This is a genomic window from Aquimarina sp. ERC-38 (genome assembly GCF_026222555.1).
In the GTDB taxonomy this organism is placed as follows: Bacteria; Bacteroidota; Bacteroidia; order Flavobacteriales; family Flavobacteriaceae; genus Aquimarina.
Genome location: NZ_CP098511.1, coordinates 167,501 through 185,469, shown reverse-complemented (window position 1 = coordinate 185,469; position 17,969 = coordinate 167,501). Strand labels below are relative to the sequence as shown.

Genomic DNA, 17,969 nt, shown 5'->3' with positions numbered 1-17,969 from the left:
TCATTTCATTCGAAATTGCTATGTCAATAAATGATCACCTGACTTTAAAATAGCGGGTGTTTCTTCGTCTATTGCATCTTCAAATGGAGTAAAGCATATCCTTTTTGCCGTACAGGTATTTGTTACGGCAAAATAATTATCAGGTCCTACGGGCGAACAGGTACGTAAACACCAATATGTAGTAGTCCCTTCATCAACCGGTAAAAACGGATCGTCTCCACCTTCCATAGTACCGTATGCATTTTTTGCTCTTAAGAACTTACAACCGTCTAATTTTATCTTATCCATTACGAAATAGTTTTAAGGATGCAATTTTTAATAATTGCTTTAAACATTGGGATTTTATAAGAATTTCCTGATAGGGGCGTTGCCTTTTGCAATACCATTTCTGCTGCTTTAATAGCCATATCTTCGTCAATGGTTTTATTTAATAGAAACCCCTCAGCTTCAGTAGCTCGAAATGGAATTGGAGCAGCTGCTCCCAGTACGATAGCTGCTTTTTTACAAGTATTCCCTTTTATTTCTAAAGCCACTGCTACATCAGCTAATGCCCAATCATAAGATTCCCGGGCACCCTGCTTTATGTAATACGATTTAGTGTCAGAAGAAGGTACTGGAATGGTGATTGCTGTAATAATTTCTTTCGGTTTTAATATATTTTCACGAGTTACATCTACTTCGGGCGGAGTAAAAAAGTCAGTAAGTAGCACGGTTTGCACTTTTCCTTTTTGATCAAGATATTCTACCTCAGCATGAAAAGCCATTAAAGCGGTTGCAATAGAAGAACTATGCACACAGGGGCAAATACTGGTATTGTAAATTGCATGTATATCGTTTTGTCCGGTTTGTGCAAAGCAAACAGCGCCTCCTTTTTTCTTACATTGATGATCTTCTGATCGAAAATACCAACATCGCGTACGTTGTGCCATATTACCCCCAATTGTCGCCATATTTCGGATTTGCGGAGTAGCAGCGTGCGAAATAGCTTCATATAAGGCTACGTAGTGTTCTTTTACTTCTTTTTGTTTTTGAAGCATAGATAAGGTAACTCCTGCACCAATCTTTAAACCCTTTTTTGCATCGTACGTACTGGTTTTAAATCCGGGTATCGCCTTTATATCAATCATTTTTTCAGGAGTGGCGAGACCCTCCTTCATTAAATCCAACAAATCTACTCCACCAGCCTTGATAATACTGGTATCTGTTGTTTTTTGTCCGGAAGTAAGTTGCGAAGTGGTAGCAGTTACCTGTTCTTGTACTTCTTCTAGGGTTCGGGCTTGTGCCCATTGAAATTTTTCCATATTTAAACTTTATTTAAAGCATTAAGAACCCGGTCAGGAGTGATGGGTAATTCTCGTATTCGTACTCCGGTTGCATTGTAAACAGCATTAGCAATAGCGGCTGCAGTGGCAATATTTGCCGGTTCTGCTATACCATAAGCATCAGTAGATGAGCGTGCGCTGTATTCTTCAATATTGTACACTTCAATTTCCGGAACTTCCATGGCAAATGCGATTTTGTATTGATCCAGATTTGCATTTATCATTTTCCCCGTAGCTTCATCCATCTCGCGATTTTCATATAGAGCGTAGGACACCCCCTGTATGACTCCGCCGTTAACCTGACTCTGAATCTGTAAAGGATTAATAGGCCGACCGCAACTATGAACGGCAACAACCCTAGCTACTTTTACAACACCGGTCTCCGTATTTACTGAAACTTCAGCCATTTGTACCGAACCCAGATCAGAATGCGAAATAGATTTACCTACTTTAAAACCTCCGTAATCATCAGCCCGACTAGCAGTAACCGAAATTTGTGCCGTCCGCATTTTCTTTAAAGCTTTTTCAAAAGTTATTTTCTCACCGGAACCGTCTTTTGCCTGAATAGTTCCGTTTTTCATTTCTAAGGTATCCGCATCTACCTTCCAACGGTCGGCAACCTGACTAATCAACTCCTTTTTTGCTTTAAAAGCAGCATTACGGGCTGCTGGGGTAATAGACCCACTTACCCTACTTCCTCCCGAAGCCGGACCGTTTGGAAAATAGGTATCTCCGATATGAACCCCGACTTTTTCAGGAGCAATTCCAATTTCTTCTGCCACTACCTGTGCTAATATTGTTCGGGTTCCGGTTCCAATATCCTGAACCCCGGATCGTATTTCAACCGTTCCGTCCTTTAGTAAACGAACTTCGGCAGTTGAATCCAGATCAATAATTCTGGGCCAGGTACTTTGCGCAACACCCACTCCTTTTTTTACTACCCCCTCTGAACTGTTCTTAGGTTTTCGTTCGTTCCATTTAAATTTTTCCGAAGCCAGGGTACGTTCTGCTTTTCTGACCTTGCTATCGTCAATAATATCCCGGTAAGCTAACGGATCCATATTTAGCTTTTCGGCTATTTCATCAATTACCTGTTCTACGGCAAAAGCACCTTGTGCATTGCCCGGTGCGCGCCAGGCAGCTCCCGGCCCTGCGTTTGTAAATACATCATACTGTTCGGTTAAAAAATTAGGGCAAGGGTACAACGCCTGTGCCACCCTTCCTACACCGGCACCTAAACCCACTCCGGCCGTTCCGTGTGATTCTTGTTTAATAGCGGTTAGTTTTCCTTCTTTTGTAGCCCCAATTTTTAAGGTTTGGATACTATTCGGACGGTTTCCTACGCAAAGGTGTTCTGCTTTCCGGTCTAAAAATAATTTAACCGGTCTACCGGTTTTTTTTGACAGGTGTGCGGCCAATGCCCCGAAGTTACCCGCACCGTATTTTGCTCCAAAACCACCTCCCATAAATTTACAAAGCACTCTTACTTTACTTTCAGGCAAATCAAAGATAGTTGCAAACTCTTTCTTGACACTTTTGGTAGATTGCGTAGAGGCGTAAATGGTCAATAAATCCGGTTTCCAATCTACAACGCATCCATGGGTTTCTAGTGTACTATGTGTTTGTACCTGGGTTCTGAATTCGCCTTCTACAATAATATTAGCTTCTGCAAAACCTTTTTCTATATCGCCTCTGGGACCACCTAAAAAACTTTTGGTAGAAGGACCTCTTACATTTCCTTCTAGTTTTAAGCCTTTAGCAGGTCCTTCACTCGCATCCGTACCTTCTTGATCAACAGGTTTCTTAAAAACAGTAGGTGCATCCGGTTGCATAGCCCTTTCTAAATTGACTACAAAGGGTTTTTCCTGATACGTTACCCGTATTAGTTTAACGGCTTTATCTGCGGTTTGCTGATCTATAGCAGCTACTGCTGCAATGGGTTGTCCGGCAAACTTAATTTCCGGGTACCTGGTTTCTCCGGCATCCCCTCCGCTGGCACTGCCCCCGTGTAAATCCTGCATGACATGCACGCCGTATACACCCGGATAATTTTCGGCTTTATTGGTGTCGATCTTTTTAATGACCGCAGCAGGTAGCGGACTATGTAAAATACTGCCTTGCAGTAATCCCGGCAAAGAAATATCCGAAGCATATTTAGCTTCTCCCGTGACTTTTAAAATAGCATCAATTCGTTTAACACTTTTACCTACGTGGGTTAATTTGTCATTAATAGGCCATGCAGGAGGCTCGGTAACCGGAACTTCTCGTTCTATCGTTTTTAAATCTACTCCCGGTATTCCGAAAGGAAACTGTTCTTTTCTTGTTTTCATACACTAAAGGTATTTATATAGGAGTAGTTATACATTTTTACTGGCAGTCATAGCGGCTTTAAATACGTGGGGATAAGTTCCGCAACGGCAAAGATTACCCCGAACCGCATGTTTTACCTCTTCTATTGTTGGATTAGGAGTATTATCGACCAGATGAACACAGCTCATCACCATTCCAGGGGTACAATATCCGCACATAGCTGCATCTTCTTCAATAAAAGCTTCCTGCACCGGGTGTAGTTTTCCATCTTTAGCAATCCCTTCAATCGTAGTAATTTTTTTATCCTGAACCTCAACGGCAAGCGTCAAGCAGGAACATACAGGTTCGTCATCAATCATAACGGTACAAGCAGAGCAGGCACCCCGCCCGCAAACCATTTTGGTTCCTGTCATTTCTAATCGTTCTCTTAAGACATCTACCAATGTTTCATCCGGTCGCGCCAGAGTGGTAACTTTTCGGTCGTTGATAGTCAGTTCTATGGCATTGGCATCTGGGCCAGCGATAGCTAGTGTATCTGTACTAGCTTCATTGGCAAACAGTGAGTTTGTAAATGCAAAAGTACCAGCGGTTGCCAGTCCGGTTCCTTTTAAAAAACCCCTACGCGAAAGACCTTTTTTTCCGTTTTGAGAAGGCTTTTCATTTTTATCATTTGTCGTATCCATAGCTAAATTATTGCTTCTTTCTAAAATTAGGTAAGAACTATTGACAGTACAATTTTTTGATAGAAGTTTAACGATTGATGAAAGGTTTTACGATAATTCCTTATGTAATTGTGTCCTGTGTATTTAAATTATGTTAATACATTGCAGTTACCATTGAATAATGATAATTTTAATAACACCATTTACCTGGTTTGAAGTAGGTCATCGATGCAATCATTTGAATTAAAGAGAATTTTACGATTTTATAAAGAAGCTAAAGCTAAAAAATATAAAACGGTTATGGCATCTCTGGTAGGGCTTAAGGGTTCTTCATATCGAAAGCCTGGTGTACGAATGTTATTTGACGAGAATGGTAAAATGATGGGTGCAATTAGCGGAGGATGTGTAGAAAAAGAAATTTTCCGTCGAGCGGAAGAAGTGTTTGCTACCGGAATTTCAAAAGTTGTTTCTTATGACGGAAGGTATCGATTAGGATGTGAAGGTTTTCTTTATGTTTTAATTGAGAAGTTTGAACCTACCGGGGCAGCAGTAACATTGCTGGAAAAAGCACTTGAGAAAAGGGATACGATAGGTATTACTTCTTACTATAAGGAAGCAACAGAATTTAACGGGAAATTCGGGTCTGTTTTTAGTTATAAAAATCAAAATATTGCACTATCTCAACATCTGGTATTTGAAAATGTACCCGAAGCTTGGTCATGTTTTCGACAAAAAACAAAAACTGCTATTCAATTAATACTTATTGGTTCCGGTCATGATACGCTTACATTAAGTAATATGGCTTCAAGTATGGGATGGGACGTTTGGGTAATTTGTTCGGCACAAAGTAATAAAGGTTTTCAGGATTTTCCCGGAGCAACCCGGGTAGAAGCTATTGATCCTGATTTGATGGATGTCCGGAAGATAGATGAAAGGACGGCGGTGGTCTTGATGAACCATAACTTTGCTAAAGATTTGCGCTATTTGCTACAACTGGCAAAATGTCCACCCAAATATACCGGGATTTTAGGTTCTACTAAACGATGGAACCGTTTGCAAAATGAACTGTTGGAAATAGATAGTACGGTTGATCTGGATTTTTTAGATACGGTATACAGTCCTGCGGGATTGGATATTGGTTCTGAGACTACCGAAGAAATTTCACTTGCTATTGCAAGCGAAATTCAGGCGGCATTTTCTAATAAAAACCTTGAAGATATGAAAGCTTTATCCGTAGCAAAATTAAAGAACATTGTCTGAAACTATTATAGGGATCGTATTGGCTGCCGGAAGTTCTTCTCGTATGGGGCAAGCTAAGCAATTACTACCCTTACAAAACACTACTTTATTAGAATACTGCCTTACTAATATGCAAAAATCAAAAGTATCTAAGGTAATCTGCGTTTTAGGGGCAAATGCTGAAGAAATACAACGTTCAGTTAAGGATGAAAGGACAGCTTTTCTTATAAATTCTGAATGGGAAAATGGGATGAGTTCAAGTATTGTCGCGGCCATAAATTATATTAAAGGTCATGAACCTTCTTGTAATGCAGCCTTAATTGCGCTCGCTGACCAACCAGGGATTGATTCTGATTATTTTAATCGATTGATGGAGATGTATCAAAGTAATCCGGAAGACATCATTGCTTCCCAATATCAAAATAAAATAGGGGTACCAGCACTCTTTTCAAATCAATATTTTAAGGATTTATTACAGTTAACGGGAGATAAAGGTGCCAGAAATTTTTTAAATGACGGACAGCAAAAAATAAGAACACTAGCGAATACTTCCAACTTATCAGATCTGGATACTCCCGAGCAATACCAAGCATATCTTAAAAGCATACGTAAAGAAAGTAGTCTTTAAAATTTTAGAAAGCAATTAGTTTTAATTCATTTGATAGATAAGAATACTATTATCTTCCCCTTTAACTACAAGTTCCAGGTTTTTGTCCTTATCTATATTCGCCAAATCAATTTCTGAATTTCCGTATATCGGAAAATTAGGAATCATTTTTCCGTTGCTATCAAAAAGGAATACTCTATGCGTTTGTAGATCCGTTATAGCTACGTATATCTTGTTATTCACATAAAAAATTTGAGGCTCAGTATAAACCCCGTAATCCAATTCAACTTTTGCACCTTTAATTTTTAAAACGTTACCAGAAAAGCTAACCAGCGTTTTATTAGTTGCTACGATACTGCTATCGTCCTCTAAATCATGATCTTCCAGAAAAACGGAACCTTTAGTATTTACTTGTACAATTTTATTATTTTTAGTCAAGCTGGTAAAGGTGTTCTGATACTGGTACCAGGGTTGACCGGAAAAAGAAATGGTATCTTTAACTTTAACCCGGGTTCTTCCTACTCGATCTAGAATAGTTAATTTTCCATCTTGTTGGGATAGTAAAATATAATCTTTTGATCCAATACGAATATGCTGGGGTTTATTAACAAGCGGTGAAGAAGCTTCGTTAAATTGAAATCCGGAAACTACCTCCCCTTTAGCATCATACATTGTCACTTTTGAACCTTGCGTAATTACAATTCGATATCTCTTATTTTTATCATAATCAAATAAAGACAAAGCTTGTGTAGCTGGGGTATTCAGTTTTTTAGGATAAGGAGCTACTGTCTTGCCATTTCTGTCCAGTAAATGTATTGCATCTTTGGTAGCAAATAGTAACTGGTACCTTCCGTTTTTATAAATGTCAATTTGTTCGATTTTTCCTAAAATAGGTTGATCCAATTTTTTTTTCCAATAAATAGTGCCTTTTGAAGAAATAAGATATAGCGTGTTTTCAATATCCTGTACCACAATATCTTTTCCTTTTGTGCGATGGTTATAGACCAGTTGTGGCGCATTTAAAAGAGGTGCATCCAGCGTGGTGGTAGAACTTTGAGTAACACTATTAATAGTATTCTCAGTATTTTCCTTTTGAATAATACCATGTATATGAGTGAAATTACCTTCTTTAATAAATTGTAAGGCTCCGATGGGATAAGAAGCTAAGTCAATACCCATCCACTCTTTTTTATAAACTTCATCAATATGTTCAGCTATTTTGTTTTTTAGAGGGTTAGAATTGCCAATTAGCAAAATAGAAGAAGCATCGGTAAGTTGTTCTTTAGTCTTAATAAATGCCGGAAGACGATCAAAAACAGTTTTATTTATAAAATTAGCGATAACCAGTTGTAATACATTTTTATTGTCCGAAAAAAGTATAAAATCTTCAATAACGGTAAAAAAGGACAATTTTTCCGGTGTTAAAAAGGGTTGTAAAGAAGATAAGAAGGTTAGTTCATCCTGATAGGTATATATCGGATAATCGCGATAGGTGTTGACCTTGGTTCCTTTTAATAAGGATAAAGCATTCGTAGTATCCATACTTTTTAGTACCACTACGGTATTCTGGTCTACGGTAATCTCCCCAAATTCAGAAATACTACTCATTAATTCATCAAATTCTTCTGAGAAATTCTGAATATCCCTGTCCTGGTAAAGAGATAAGTTACTTTTAAATTTCAGATAATCATCGTATGTAAAAGAAGTTAAAAAAGTAGTTTCTACAGGTGCAACTTGCGAGATACTATTTTCATTAGGGATGGTCCCTTTAAATAAGTTTAAGGTATTTATAATTGAATCTTTTTCTGTAGCAATACCATCTATCACTAAAGATTGTTGTGTCATAGAAAGATCTGTAGATATCCAGTTGCTAAAGTTTTTAGGAAAAGAAAAAACATCATCTTTAAAAAACTGCTGGGTAATCTCTTTTATTTGAGTTCCATCCACTAATAAGGCTATCGGGTTATCTGTATTGATAATAGAAAGTGCTTTTTCTAATTCTGGTAAAGTTTTTGTTTGTTTGTTTCGGATGCTATTTTCAATCAATAATTGTGAAGAAGAAGCAATGAGCATGCTATCCTTTTCAATGGCAAAAAAAGAATCTTTTTTATTCTTTACATAATAAATAGTATTATGAGCGTAAGGAATTCTTTTATTCTCCTTTTTTTGAATACTATCTTTCTCTAATAATACCGGATCGTATTTTGAACTAAAAACATATTCATAGGTGTTTTTACCTACAGGAACCAGCGATAAAATAGCTTCCTGATTTGAACTGTTTTGTAGTACCTGTAAATTACTTATATAGTTAGATACGCTTGTTCCTGAAAATTTATTTAAAAAATCATTATCTCTTATCAATTCTTTTACCTGATCCAAATCATTAATCTTTATAACAATCGGAGCATCTTGTGGAATATAATAATTGTTTTTTGAAGTAGTATTGCTTTCTTTTTGACAACTTGATAGTATAAAAAACAAACTTACTATTATATTAAAGCTAACGACAAAATTTATTCTGAGGAATTTTAAATACATGTGCTTATAATACTAACTTATACTGTTCAGGCAGTAATTTAAAACTTTTTCGGTGATACTTAGTGATACCGTATTTTTTAATAGCTTCTCTATGTTCCCTGGTAGGGTATCCTTTGTTCTTTTTCCAGTTGTACATTGGGTACTCTTCATGAATAAGCTTCATAAACTCATCGCGGTAGGTTTTAGCAAGAATAGAAGCTGCTGCAATATGTAAAAATTTTCCATCTCCTTTGATAATACAGGAATGTGAAATATCCTTCATTTTATAAAAGCGATTGCCATCAACTGCAATATGTTGTGGTACGATTTTTAATTTTTCAATACTCTCTTGCATGGCTAAAATGGATGCATTCAAAATATTAATAGTATCTATACGATCCATATAAATATGGGTAACTCCAAAGGAAATAGCTTTTTCTTCAATAAGTAAGCGAAGCAAATCGCGATCAGACTCCCGTAATTTTTTAGAATCGTTGAGTAAGGTGTTTTTAAAATTATCTGGTAAAATAACGGCTGCGGCAGTAACCGGGCCAGCAAGGCAACCCCTTCCGGCTTCATCAGTACCACATTCGACTAAATCAGGATGTATTTTTAAATCCAACACAGTACGAATATAACGGCTGAAAAAGGTTTGAAAAAGCAGTTTTAAAAAAATATTCAAAAACTTATAAACGAAACTTTTGAAATGCCTGAAATCAAAAGTAAATGAGCTTTCAAAACAATTTGAACAAGATAAGGGGGTGGCTTTATGGGATAATTGCCTTTTTTAAAATTATACAGAAAACTATATTTTTAATTAATAAAGGTAACTTTTTGTATACTAATAGTTTAACACTGAATTGTAGTAATTTTACAGTACGCTTACCTAAAATTTTGAAATATCATATAAATTTTGAAGTATCTATAAAAAACCTTTTATCATTCTGTTCTTATTAAATATTTTGATAAAGTTAAATTGTAGAATTTCATAGGGAATGGTAATGGAGCAAAATGATGTATGCATTATTTTGACCTATGACCAAATTGGTTTCTTTATTGCGATTCTAGTTGTCGTAAATAGATATATTAGAAATCTTATGAATTTAGTTATCGTAAAAAGTATATTTTTGCCTGAATTTTAATAACGATGAAGAAGTTTATCTTTTTTATATTTTGTTTACTCTATGCTACACTCACCCTTCAGGCACAAACCGAAGAAGAGAACGGTTTTCAGAATGAGAATGGGTTGTATCAGGAAAATGAATTACAACAAGAAGAGGAGGGTAAATTCACCAATCGTACCGGACAAAAAGAAAAACCACCGATTACTGATTATAAAATCATTGATATTAAAAATGACACTACCTACGTAGATACTACTTTAAGTATTCAAAAAGATTATCAATTCAACTATTTACGCAGAGATAACTTCGGGTTACAACCCTTAAACAATGTAGGCCATACGTATACAAGCTTGATTAAAAGAGAAAGTATAAATAATATTCTGCCTGAATTTGGGGCTAGGGCAAAACATTTTAATTACCTGGAAGTAGAAGATATTATGTATTATAATGTGCCTACACCCTTAACCGAACTTTATTTTAAAACCACTTTTGAACAGGGACAACAACTGGATGCACTCTTTACAATTAATACTTCTCCGCAGTTAAACTTCATGATTGCTTACAAAGGAGTTACTTCTTTAGGTAAATACCAAAATAATCGTGTTACTACCGGTAATTTTAGGACCTCTGCAAATTTTCATACGAAAAACCACCGCTATCATTTAAAAACACATTTTACTTCGCAGGATTTGACTTCCGAAGAAAACGGAGGACTTTCCCCTTCCGGTTTGAATCAATACTTAAATAATACTGAAGAGTTTGAAGATGAAGAAGATTCAGAAGATCGAAGAGGTATTGAAGTAGCTTTTGAAGATGCTTCCAGTACATTAGATGGTAAACGATTTTACCTAGATCATACTTACCGAATTATACAAAAAAATGATAGTACCCCAGATGGAATAGAAGTAGGACATCGTTTACATTTGAATGATAAAAAGTTTCGGTTTTTGCAGGCCACATCCAACGACTTATTTGGGTTGTCTTATGTATCTAATCAACTAGGATCTCAAGTGGCTCTGGAAGATTTTACGAATGAAGTTTTTTTGCTAGGTAAACATTCCTCCTTAGGAGTCCTTTCAGTATCTGCAATTACTACCAATTATAATTATGGTTATAATCGAATACTAAGGCAATCAGACAGTATTGGAAACATAACGACAATTACAAATCGGATTAAAGGAGATATAGTAGCAATAGGAGGAAATTATGCTTTTACTAAGTTCAGTTTAAATATCAATGCTTCGGGTAAAACTATAATATCAGGAGATTTTACCGGAAATGCATTTCAGGTACAAGGATTTTATAATTATCAGGGATTTGAATTGGGTGGAGAAGTAAATATAAATTCCGTAGCCCCTAATTATAATTTTCTATTGTTTCAACAAGACTATATTACCTATAATTGGCAAAATATAAACACTGAAAGCCAAAATTTTGAGAATATTCAAACTAATAAAATTTCAGCCACTTTAAAAGCAAGAAATTGGGCAAATATCGAAGCAAGTATAACGGATATTAGCAACTTTACTTATTTTACTAAAAATGAAGATTCCATAACTGTGCCTCGACAATTTACGAATAATGTAAATCTATTAAAAGTACGGTTTAATCAGGATATTCGATTCAAATGGTTCGGTTTAAATAATACGGTAATGTATCAAAAGGTATCTGAAGGAAATGAAGTCTATAGAGTTCCTGAATTAATTACCCGAAACACCCTTTATTATCAGGATGAATGGTTTAAAAAAGCACTTTTTTTACAAACAGGAGTAACTTTTAAATACTATTCAAGTTATGATGCAGATGGGTATGATCCGGTATTAGGTGAGTTTTATACGCAAAGTCCTAATGAAATTGCTTATTTTGATGGTGAAGGAACCGAACAGGAATTTGGCGGTTTTCCACAGGTGGATTTATTTTTTAATGCAAAAATCAGGCAAACACGAATTTTCTTTACGGTTGAAAATTTTGGGGAAGCCTTTGATCAAAATAACGAATTTTCGGCTCCGGGATATCCACCCCGTGATGCCGTAATCCGGTTTGGTATCGTTTGGAATTTCTTCCTTTAGCTATAGCTATTACCATATTATAGAGTTGTCGCATATCAATCTTCCGGACTTTTATAAATCCTGCCATATTACCAATATTGTAAAATTTAATTCTTCCTTAAATTATTTATTTGGTTTAGCTGACGTTGCTTCTCTAAATACTTCTGTAGTAAAGCGTATTTCTTGGTTTTTTTTATTAAATAAATTTAGTTGCCTTCACACAGTTCAATGCAACTTCTAAGGCTATATTTTATACTTAATTATAAATTTTACAAAAATTATGTAAGGTATTATTGGAAGTTGCGTCGACATAGTAATAATTATAAAATTTGAACTTTGTAAGTAGTAAAATTATCCCGTTTTTTTACTAAAATTTTAATTTTCACAAACAAATCAATACAAATCAAACCACTTTATTATGAAAAAAACACAAACATTAATTACCCTAATTTTCATTACTTTATTAGGGTTTACAAGTTATGCACAAGGTCCAAGATTCAATCAGGCCACTCAATTAACAATTAGATTTGATAATGCTCCGGAGGAAGTGAGCTGGGAATTACGACTTCCGGACAGTGATGGAAATCCAGGCGTTTTAGTTTTAAGTTCGCCAGCCTATAGCAATGCATTTGCCGGTCAAACTATTACTCATCAATTTACAGACGGACGAGGAAATGGCAATTTTATACTTACCATAAAAGATTCAGGCAATAATGGTTTTGCCGAAGGTGCTGCTTGGGCAGTGTCCAGGAGAATAACCCGATTTGTAGGTTCAAACGATGATCGACTAATTAATGGAAACAATGATTTCGGATCAAGTGTAACGGTTAATTTTGATACGTCTGGACCAGCAATTGATGATTTAGGTAATTTGGGTGCTATTGATCCTGATTTTATTGCAGATACTGTTAATAATTTGTTTCGGGTAGAAAGCAATGGAGAGTTAACTCCTATTGATTTTCCGGACACGACTATTACACCTCCTGACAATTCAATTGGAGCACAAGTACAATTAAATGCTTTTAGCCCTAACGGATCTAATCGTTTATCCGTAGTTTTACGAAGTACCATTGACGATATAGCGTTTATTAGACTAGTAAATATTCAAACGGGACAAAGTATAACGAGAATAAGACAGCGTTTAAACCGAGGAAGAAATATTTATAGATTCAATAACTTAGAACCAGGGATATACATAGTAAATGCTCGGTCAAGATCAACTTTCGGTAGGTTAAGCACAAGAATTGTTGTTCAATAATGTATAATAGCTTAAAATACTAAAACTTTAACCACCATTGGTTGGTTGGCTATTTTTTAGTTTTGTTTGTATAGCCGCGAAGTTTTTATGGAAAAATCCTGTTCATGTAAGTTACATTGACAGGATTTTTCTTATTAAATAGTAAGGGTAGCATCAAATAATATGTATGTCTATAGAATTAAAAGAGGATATCATAACTATGATATTACACTTGTTATTAATAAGTTAAGTGGTAGGTCAAAAAAAAACTTTAAAAAAACGGGTTTAGAATTAGTTTAAGAAGTAAAAAAGGGTTGTATATTTGCATCCGCTTAGCGGGAGGGTATAGTGATATATTCTTAAGTAAAAAGCAAAGTTCATTGACTAGGTAGTATTTTTTTTGTTTTGGGGGAAAGAAAAGTCCTGGTAAAAACCTTGTAATAGTTTAGTTATAAAGGTTTTAAAGAGGTTAAGAAACTTTCTTCAAAAAAACTTAAAAAAGTTTTGTTTAAAAGTAAAAAGTAGTTGTATATTTGCACCCGCTTTGGGGCTGAGAGGATGGGTTAAGGAGAGGAGCGATAAGGTTCATTTATATAGGTGTAAGAAAGGGTATTGCTTTGGTAAGTAATAGGTAGGGGTTCGATTCCCTGGGTACTCACAGGTAAGTTTCCACGAAGGTGGAAATCTATAGACCTCAAATTAAGTTGGAGGTAGAGATCCTCAACTGGATTGAGGATAAAGTTCATAGACATATTGATTGACAGCGCGTACATTGTTTGTCATTCCTGCAAAGGCAGGAATCCATGACAAATAGTGATACAAATAAGAAAGAAGAATTAAGACTAGCATCATTAGTTTTTTTAAGTTGTAGTTTATTCTTTACGGTAAGTAATTATGGTAAGGATAAGATTATAGTTTAAGAGGACAGAGAAGAGGAAGTATTAGAATTCCGGTTGTATTTTTTGAGAAACATGGTAATTGAAGGGTGCTATTGAGGCACTATGATTATTATCATCCCTGCGCAAGTAGGGAAAGATTATACGATGAAGAGTTTGATCCTGGCTCAGGATGAACGCTAGCGGCAGGCTTAACACATGCAAGTCGAGGGGTAACATAGGTGCTTGCATCTGATGACGACCGGCGCACGGGTGCGTAACGCGTATAGGACCTACCTTTAACTAGGGGATAGCCCAGAGAAATTTGGATTAATACCTTATGTGATAATGATGTTACATGGCATTATTATTAAAGATTTATCGGTTAGAGATGGCTATGCGTCCTATTAGCTGGTTGGTAGTGTAATGGACTACCAAGGCTACGATAGGTAGGGGTCCTGAGAGGGAGATCCCCCACACTGGTACTGAGACACGGACCAGACTCCTACGGGAGGCAGCAGTGAGGAATATTGGACAATGGAGGCAACTCTGATCCAGCCATGCCGCGTGCAGGAAGACGGCCCTATGGGTTGTAAACTGCTTTTATAGAGGAAGAATGCCCACTACGTGTAGTGGAATGACGGTACTCTACGAATAAGGATCGGCTAACTCCGTGCCAGCAGCCGCGGTAATACGGAGGATCCAAGCGTTATCCGGAATCATTGGGTTTAAAGGGTCCGTAGGCGGGCTTATAAGTCAGTGGTGAAAGTTTGCGGCTCAACCGTAAAATTGCCATTGATACTGTAGGTCTTGAATTATTGTGAAGTGGTTAGAATGTGTAGTGTAGCGGTGAAATGCATAGATATTACACAGAATACCGATTGCGAAGGCAGATCACTAACAATTAATTGACGCTAAGGGACGAAAGCGTGGGTAGCGAACAGGATTAGATACCCTGGTAGTCCACGCCGTAAACGATGGTTACTAGTTGTTTGGATGCAAATCTGAGTGACTAAGCGAAAGTGATAAGTAACCCACCTGGGGAGTACGTTGGCAACAATGAAACTCAAAGGAATTGACGGGGGCCCGCACAAGCGGTGGAGCATGTGGTTTAATTCGATGATACGCGAGGAACCTTACCAGGGCTTAAATGTAGTATGACAGGTTTAGAGATAGACTTTTCTTCGGACATATTACAAGGTGCTGCATGGTTGTCGTCAGCTCGTGCCGTGAGGTGTCAGGTTAAGTCCTATAACGAGCGCAACCCCTGTTGTTAGTTGCCAGCATGTAAAGATGGGAACTCTAGCAAGACTGCCGGTGCAAACCGCGAGGAAGGTGGGGATGACGTCAAATCATCACGGCCCTTACGTCCTGGGCCACACACGTGCTACAATGGTAGGTACAGAGAGCAGCCACAACGTGAGTTGGAGCGAATCTATAAAACCTATCACAGTTCGGATCGGAGTCTGCAACTCGACTCCGTGAAGCTGGAATCGCTAGTAATCGGATATCAGCCATGATCCGGTGAATACGTTCCCGGGCCTTGTACACACCGCCCGTCAAGCCATGGAAGCTGGGGGTACCTGAAGTCCGTCACCGTTAAGGAGCGGCCTAGGGTAAAACTGGTAACTGGGGCTAAGTCGTAACAAGGTAGCCGTACCGGAAGGTGCGGCTGGAACACCTCCTTTCTAGAGAAGCTCTGCGAGTAGGTATGATTGGTAACTAGTAGGTTCCTATTATACTTACCACTAAGCAGACAAACGAGAGGTACGATCGGAGGCTTTCTTTTTCTCTTTACTTTTATCTTCTACTGGGCCATTAGCTTTTATAGTTGATTGTTTAAGTAGGGGTAGTGGTAGATGAGTACCTGGTTTTAATTCTTTTAGCTGTCGATTAATTAATTTAAAGAAAGATACAGGAAACAAGAAGACAAGAAGACAAGACGTTTTTGTCTTGGGTCTTGGTTCGTATGGTCTTGGGTCTATTTTAAAAGACAGTCTCATAGCTCAGCTGGTTAGAGCGCTACACTGATAATGTAGAGGTCGGCAGTTCGAGTCTGCCTGAGACTACTGTCGAAAGGTAAGACGAGGAGTTTACCCTGACGAAAGGAAGGGAGTCTGCCTGAGACTACTTAGTTGCAAGCTTTGCTTGCGGTTATTGGTTATTAGGTTAGAAGTTATTGGGTTATTAAGTTTTGATTTTATTGTTAGAAGTAGAAAACAAATAACTAAGTAACGAATAACTAAATAACTAAACCGTAAAATAACTAAAGATACGTTCATTGTAGAGGTGTTTTGACTTAGGTTTAGGACACGTATTGAAAGGAAATTCAAGAAGTTGAGTTGGTATGGGTTAGAAGGCTCATAACTCATAACCCATCACTCATAACTTGAGGGAAGGGGGATTAGCTCAGCTGGCTAGAGCGCTTGCCTTGCACGCAAGAGGTCATCGGTTCGACTCCGATATTCTCCACAAGGCCCCTCCTAACCTCCCCATTGGGGAGGAACTCTTAGGGGGGTAACAAATGTTACTCTCCCCCATTGGGGGAGTTGGAGGGGGCAAAAGTTCATTGACATATTGATTAAGAGAAACGAGAAGGATTGGTTGTTTTGACTTATTTTATTTGGTTGGCTTTACGATAGGTACAGTATGTTTGTTTTGGTTAAGAAATTACCGGGCAGGTATAAGGTATGTATGATGAGGTTAGTAAGATAGAAGTAGGGAAAGGATAACTGATCTGAAAGAGAAATAGAATAATAGAGAGATAAAAAAACTAAGAAGAGCGAGTTTAAGAGCAAAAGGCCAGATAAGCTAGATAAGGGCGTATGGGGGATGCCTAGGCTCTCAGAGGCGAAGAAGGACGTGATAAGCTGCGATAAGCTGCGGGTAGTGGCACATACACTATGATCCGCGGATTTCCCAATGGGGCAACCCGGCATGTTGAAGACATGTCACCTGATTTATCAGGGGCGAACCCGGAGAACTGAAACATCTAAGTACCCGGAGGAGAAGAAAACAATAGTGATTCCGTTAGTAGTGGCGAGCGAACGCGGAGAAGCCCAAACCAATTATGTTACGGCATGGTTGGGGTTGTAGGACCACGCTATAAGATATGTATTGAACTAGAACACTTTGGAAAGAGTGGCCAAAGAAGGTGATAGCCCTGTATAGGTAAGGTATGTTGATTTAGTGGTATCCTGAGTAGTGCGGGACACGAGTAATCCTGTATGAATTAGGCGGGACCATCCGCTAAGGCTAAATACTCCTGAGAGACCGATAGTGAACCAGTACCGTGAGGGAAAGGTGAAAAGAACCCTGAATAAGGGAGTGAAACAGATCCTGAAACCATACGCTTACAAGCGGTCGGAGCTGATATTTATATTGGTAACGGCGTGCCTTTTGCATAATGAGCCTACGAGTTACTTTTACTGGCAAGGATAAGATTTTAAGGATTGGATCCGTAGCGAAAGCGAGTCTGAATAGGGCGCTATGTAGTCAGTAGTAGTAGACGCGAAACCGTGTGATCTACCCTTGGGCAGGTTGAAGCTTTGTTAACCCAAAGTGGAGGACCGAACCCGTTGACGTTGAAAAGTCTTGGGATGACCTGAGGGTAGGGGTGAAAGGCCAATCAAACTCGGAAATAGCTCGTACTCCCCGAAATGCATTTAGGTGCAGCGTTAGTTTAGTTATATAGAGGTAGAGCTACTGATTGGATGCGGGGGCTTCACCGCCTACCAATTCCTGACAAACTCCGAATGCTATATAATGATGACTGGCAGTGAGGGCATGGGTGCTAAGGTCCATGTCCGAGAGGGAAAGAACCCAGACCATCAGCTAAGGTCCCAAAATATATGTTAAGTTGAGAAAACGCGGTTGGACTGCCCAGACAGCTAGGATGTTGGCTTGGAAGCAGCCATTCATTTAAAGAGTGCGTAACAGCTCACTAGTCGAGCGGTCCGGCATGGATAATAATCGGGCATAAACATATTACCGAAGCTATGGATAGTCCCCCCCTTTGGGGGTTATGA

11 protein-coding genes, 2 tRNA genes and 2 rRNA genes (1 of these 15 cut by a window edge) are annotated in these 17,969 nt (G+C 37.9%); 8 read left to right on the top strand and 7 right to left on the bottom strand.

Annotated features, from left to right (window positions below):
* Positions 1–18 precede the first annotated feature (18 nt).
* Genes NBT05_RS00850 through NBT05_RS00835 form a run of 4 tightly spaced genes read right to left on the bottom strand, consistent with a single transcriptional unit; the run spans position 19 to position 4,315 of the window.
* A complete protein-coding gene (locus tag NBT05_RS00850) occupies positions 19–288 on the bottom strand; it encodes a hypothetical protein (RefSeq protein WP_265771525.1) in 270 nt (89 codons plus the stop codon).
* Entirely contained in the window at positions 288–1,301 is a 1,014-nt protein-coding gene (locus tag NBT05_RS00845; RefSeq protein ID WP_265771524.1) for an FAD binding domain-containing protein, read from the bottom strand. The genes NBT05_RS00850 and NBT05_RS00845 overlap by 1 nt, the downstream gene beginning before the upstream one ends.
* A gap of 2 nt (positions 1,302–1,303) precedes the next feature.
* Positions 1,304–3,652, bottom strand: coding sequence for a xanthine dehydrogenase family protein molybdopterin-binding subunit (locus NBT05_RS00840; protein ID WP_265771523.1), 2,349 nt, complete (start codon positions 3,650–3,652; stop codon positions 1,304–1,306).
* Between the two features lie 27 nt (positions 3,653–3,679).
* The gene (locus tag NBT05_RS00835) at positions 3,680–4,315 is read right to left on the bottom strand and encodes a (2Fe-2S)-binding protein (RefSeq protein WP_265771522.1); all 636 of its coding nucleotides are present in this window, start codon (positions 4,313–4,315) and stop codon (positions 3,680–3,682) included.
* Between the two features lie 207 nt (positions 4,316–4,522).
* Between NBT05_RS00835 and NBT05_RS00830 the strand changes: the two genes are divergently transcribed.
* Both NBT05_RS00830 and NBT05_RS00825 read left to right on the top strand, forming a co-directional pair.
* Complete coding sequence (locus NBT05_RS00830) at positions 4,523–5,554, top strand: XdhC family protein (protein WP_265771521.1); 1,032 nt, start codon at positions 4,523–4,525, stop codon at positions 5,552–5,554.
* Positions 5,547–6,161, top strand: a complete 615-nt coding sequence (locus NBT05_RS00825; RefSeq protein WP_265771520.1) for a nucleotidyltransferase family protein — start codon at positions 5,547–5,549, stop codon at positions 6,159–6,161. Before NBT05_RS00830 ends, NBT05_RS00825 begins: the two co-directional genes overlap by 8 nt.
* A 21-nt stretch (positions 6,162–6,182) precedes the next feature.
* Here the strand turns inward: NBT05_RS00825 and NBT05_RS00820 are convergent, their stop codons facing one another.
* On the bottom strand, positions 6,183–8,621 hold the full coding sequence (locus NBT05_RS00820; RefSeq protein WP_265771518.1) for a hypothetical protein: 2,439 nt from the start codon (positions 8,619–8,621) through the stop codon (positions 6,183–6,185).
* Positions 8,622–8,682: 61 nt separating this feature from the next.
* The gene (locus NBT05_RS00815; protein ID WP_265771516.1) at positions 8,683–9,282 is read right to left on the bottom strand and encodes a ribonuclease HII; all 600 of its coding nucleotides are present in this window, start codon (positions 9,280–9,282) and stop codon (positions 8,683–8,685) included.
* A 522-nt stretch (positions 9,283–9,804) separates the two neighbouring features.
* Between NBT05_RS00815 and NBT05_RS00810 the strand changes: the two genes are divergently transcribed.
* The 3 genes from NBT05_RS00810 (at position 9,805) to NBT05_RS00800 (ending at position 15,629) form a co-directional block, all read left to right on the top strand.
* On the top strand, positions 9,805–11,850 hold the full coding sequence (locus NBT05_RS00810) for a putative porin (protein WP_265771515.1): 2,046 nt from the start codon (positions 9,805–9,807) through the stop codon (positions 11,848–11,850).
* A 397-nt stretch (positions 11,851–12,247) separates the two neighbouring features.
* The gene (locus NBT05_RS00805) at positions 12,248–13,087 is read left to right on the top strand and encodes a hypothetical protein (RefSeq protein WP_265771514.1); all 840 of its coding nucleotides are present in this window, start codon (positions 12,248–12,250) and stop codon (positions 13,085–13,087) included.
* A 1,019-nt stretch (positions 13,088–14,106) separates the two neighbouring features.
* Positions 14,107–15,629 (top strand): 16S ribosomal RNA (locus NBT05_RS00800).
* Between the two features lie 60 nt (positions 15,630–15,689).
* Here the strand turns inward: NBT05_RS00800 and NBT05_RS00795 are convergent.
* Entirely contained in the window at positions 15,690–15,944 is a 255-nt protein-coding gene (locus NBT05_RS00795; RefSeq protein WP_265771513.1) for a hypothetical protein, read from the bottom strand.
* Here NBT05_RS00795 and NBT05_RS00790 point away from each other — a divergent pair.
* The 3 genes from NBT05_RS00790 to NBT05_RS00780 all read left to right on the top strand — a co-directional run.
* A tRNA-Ile gene (locus NBT05_RS00790) sits at positions 15,937–16,010 on the top strand. The genes NBT05_RS00795 and NBT05_RS00790 overlap by 8 nt on opposite strands.
* Positions 16,011–16,339: 329 nt before the next feature.
* Positions 16,340–16,413: transfer RNA gene (locus tag NBT05_RS00785), tRNA-Ala, on the top strand.
* 332 nt (positions 16,414–16,745) lie between these two features.
* Positions 16,746–17,969 (top strand): 23S ribosomal RNA (locus NBT05_RS00780); it runs 1,641 nt beyond the window's last position.
* Together the 16S and 23S rRNA genes with 2 tRNA genes alongside form the textbook arrangement of a ribosomal RNA operon.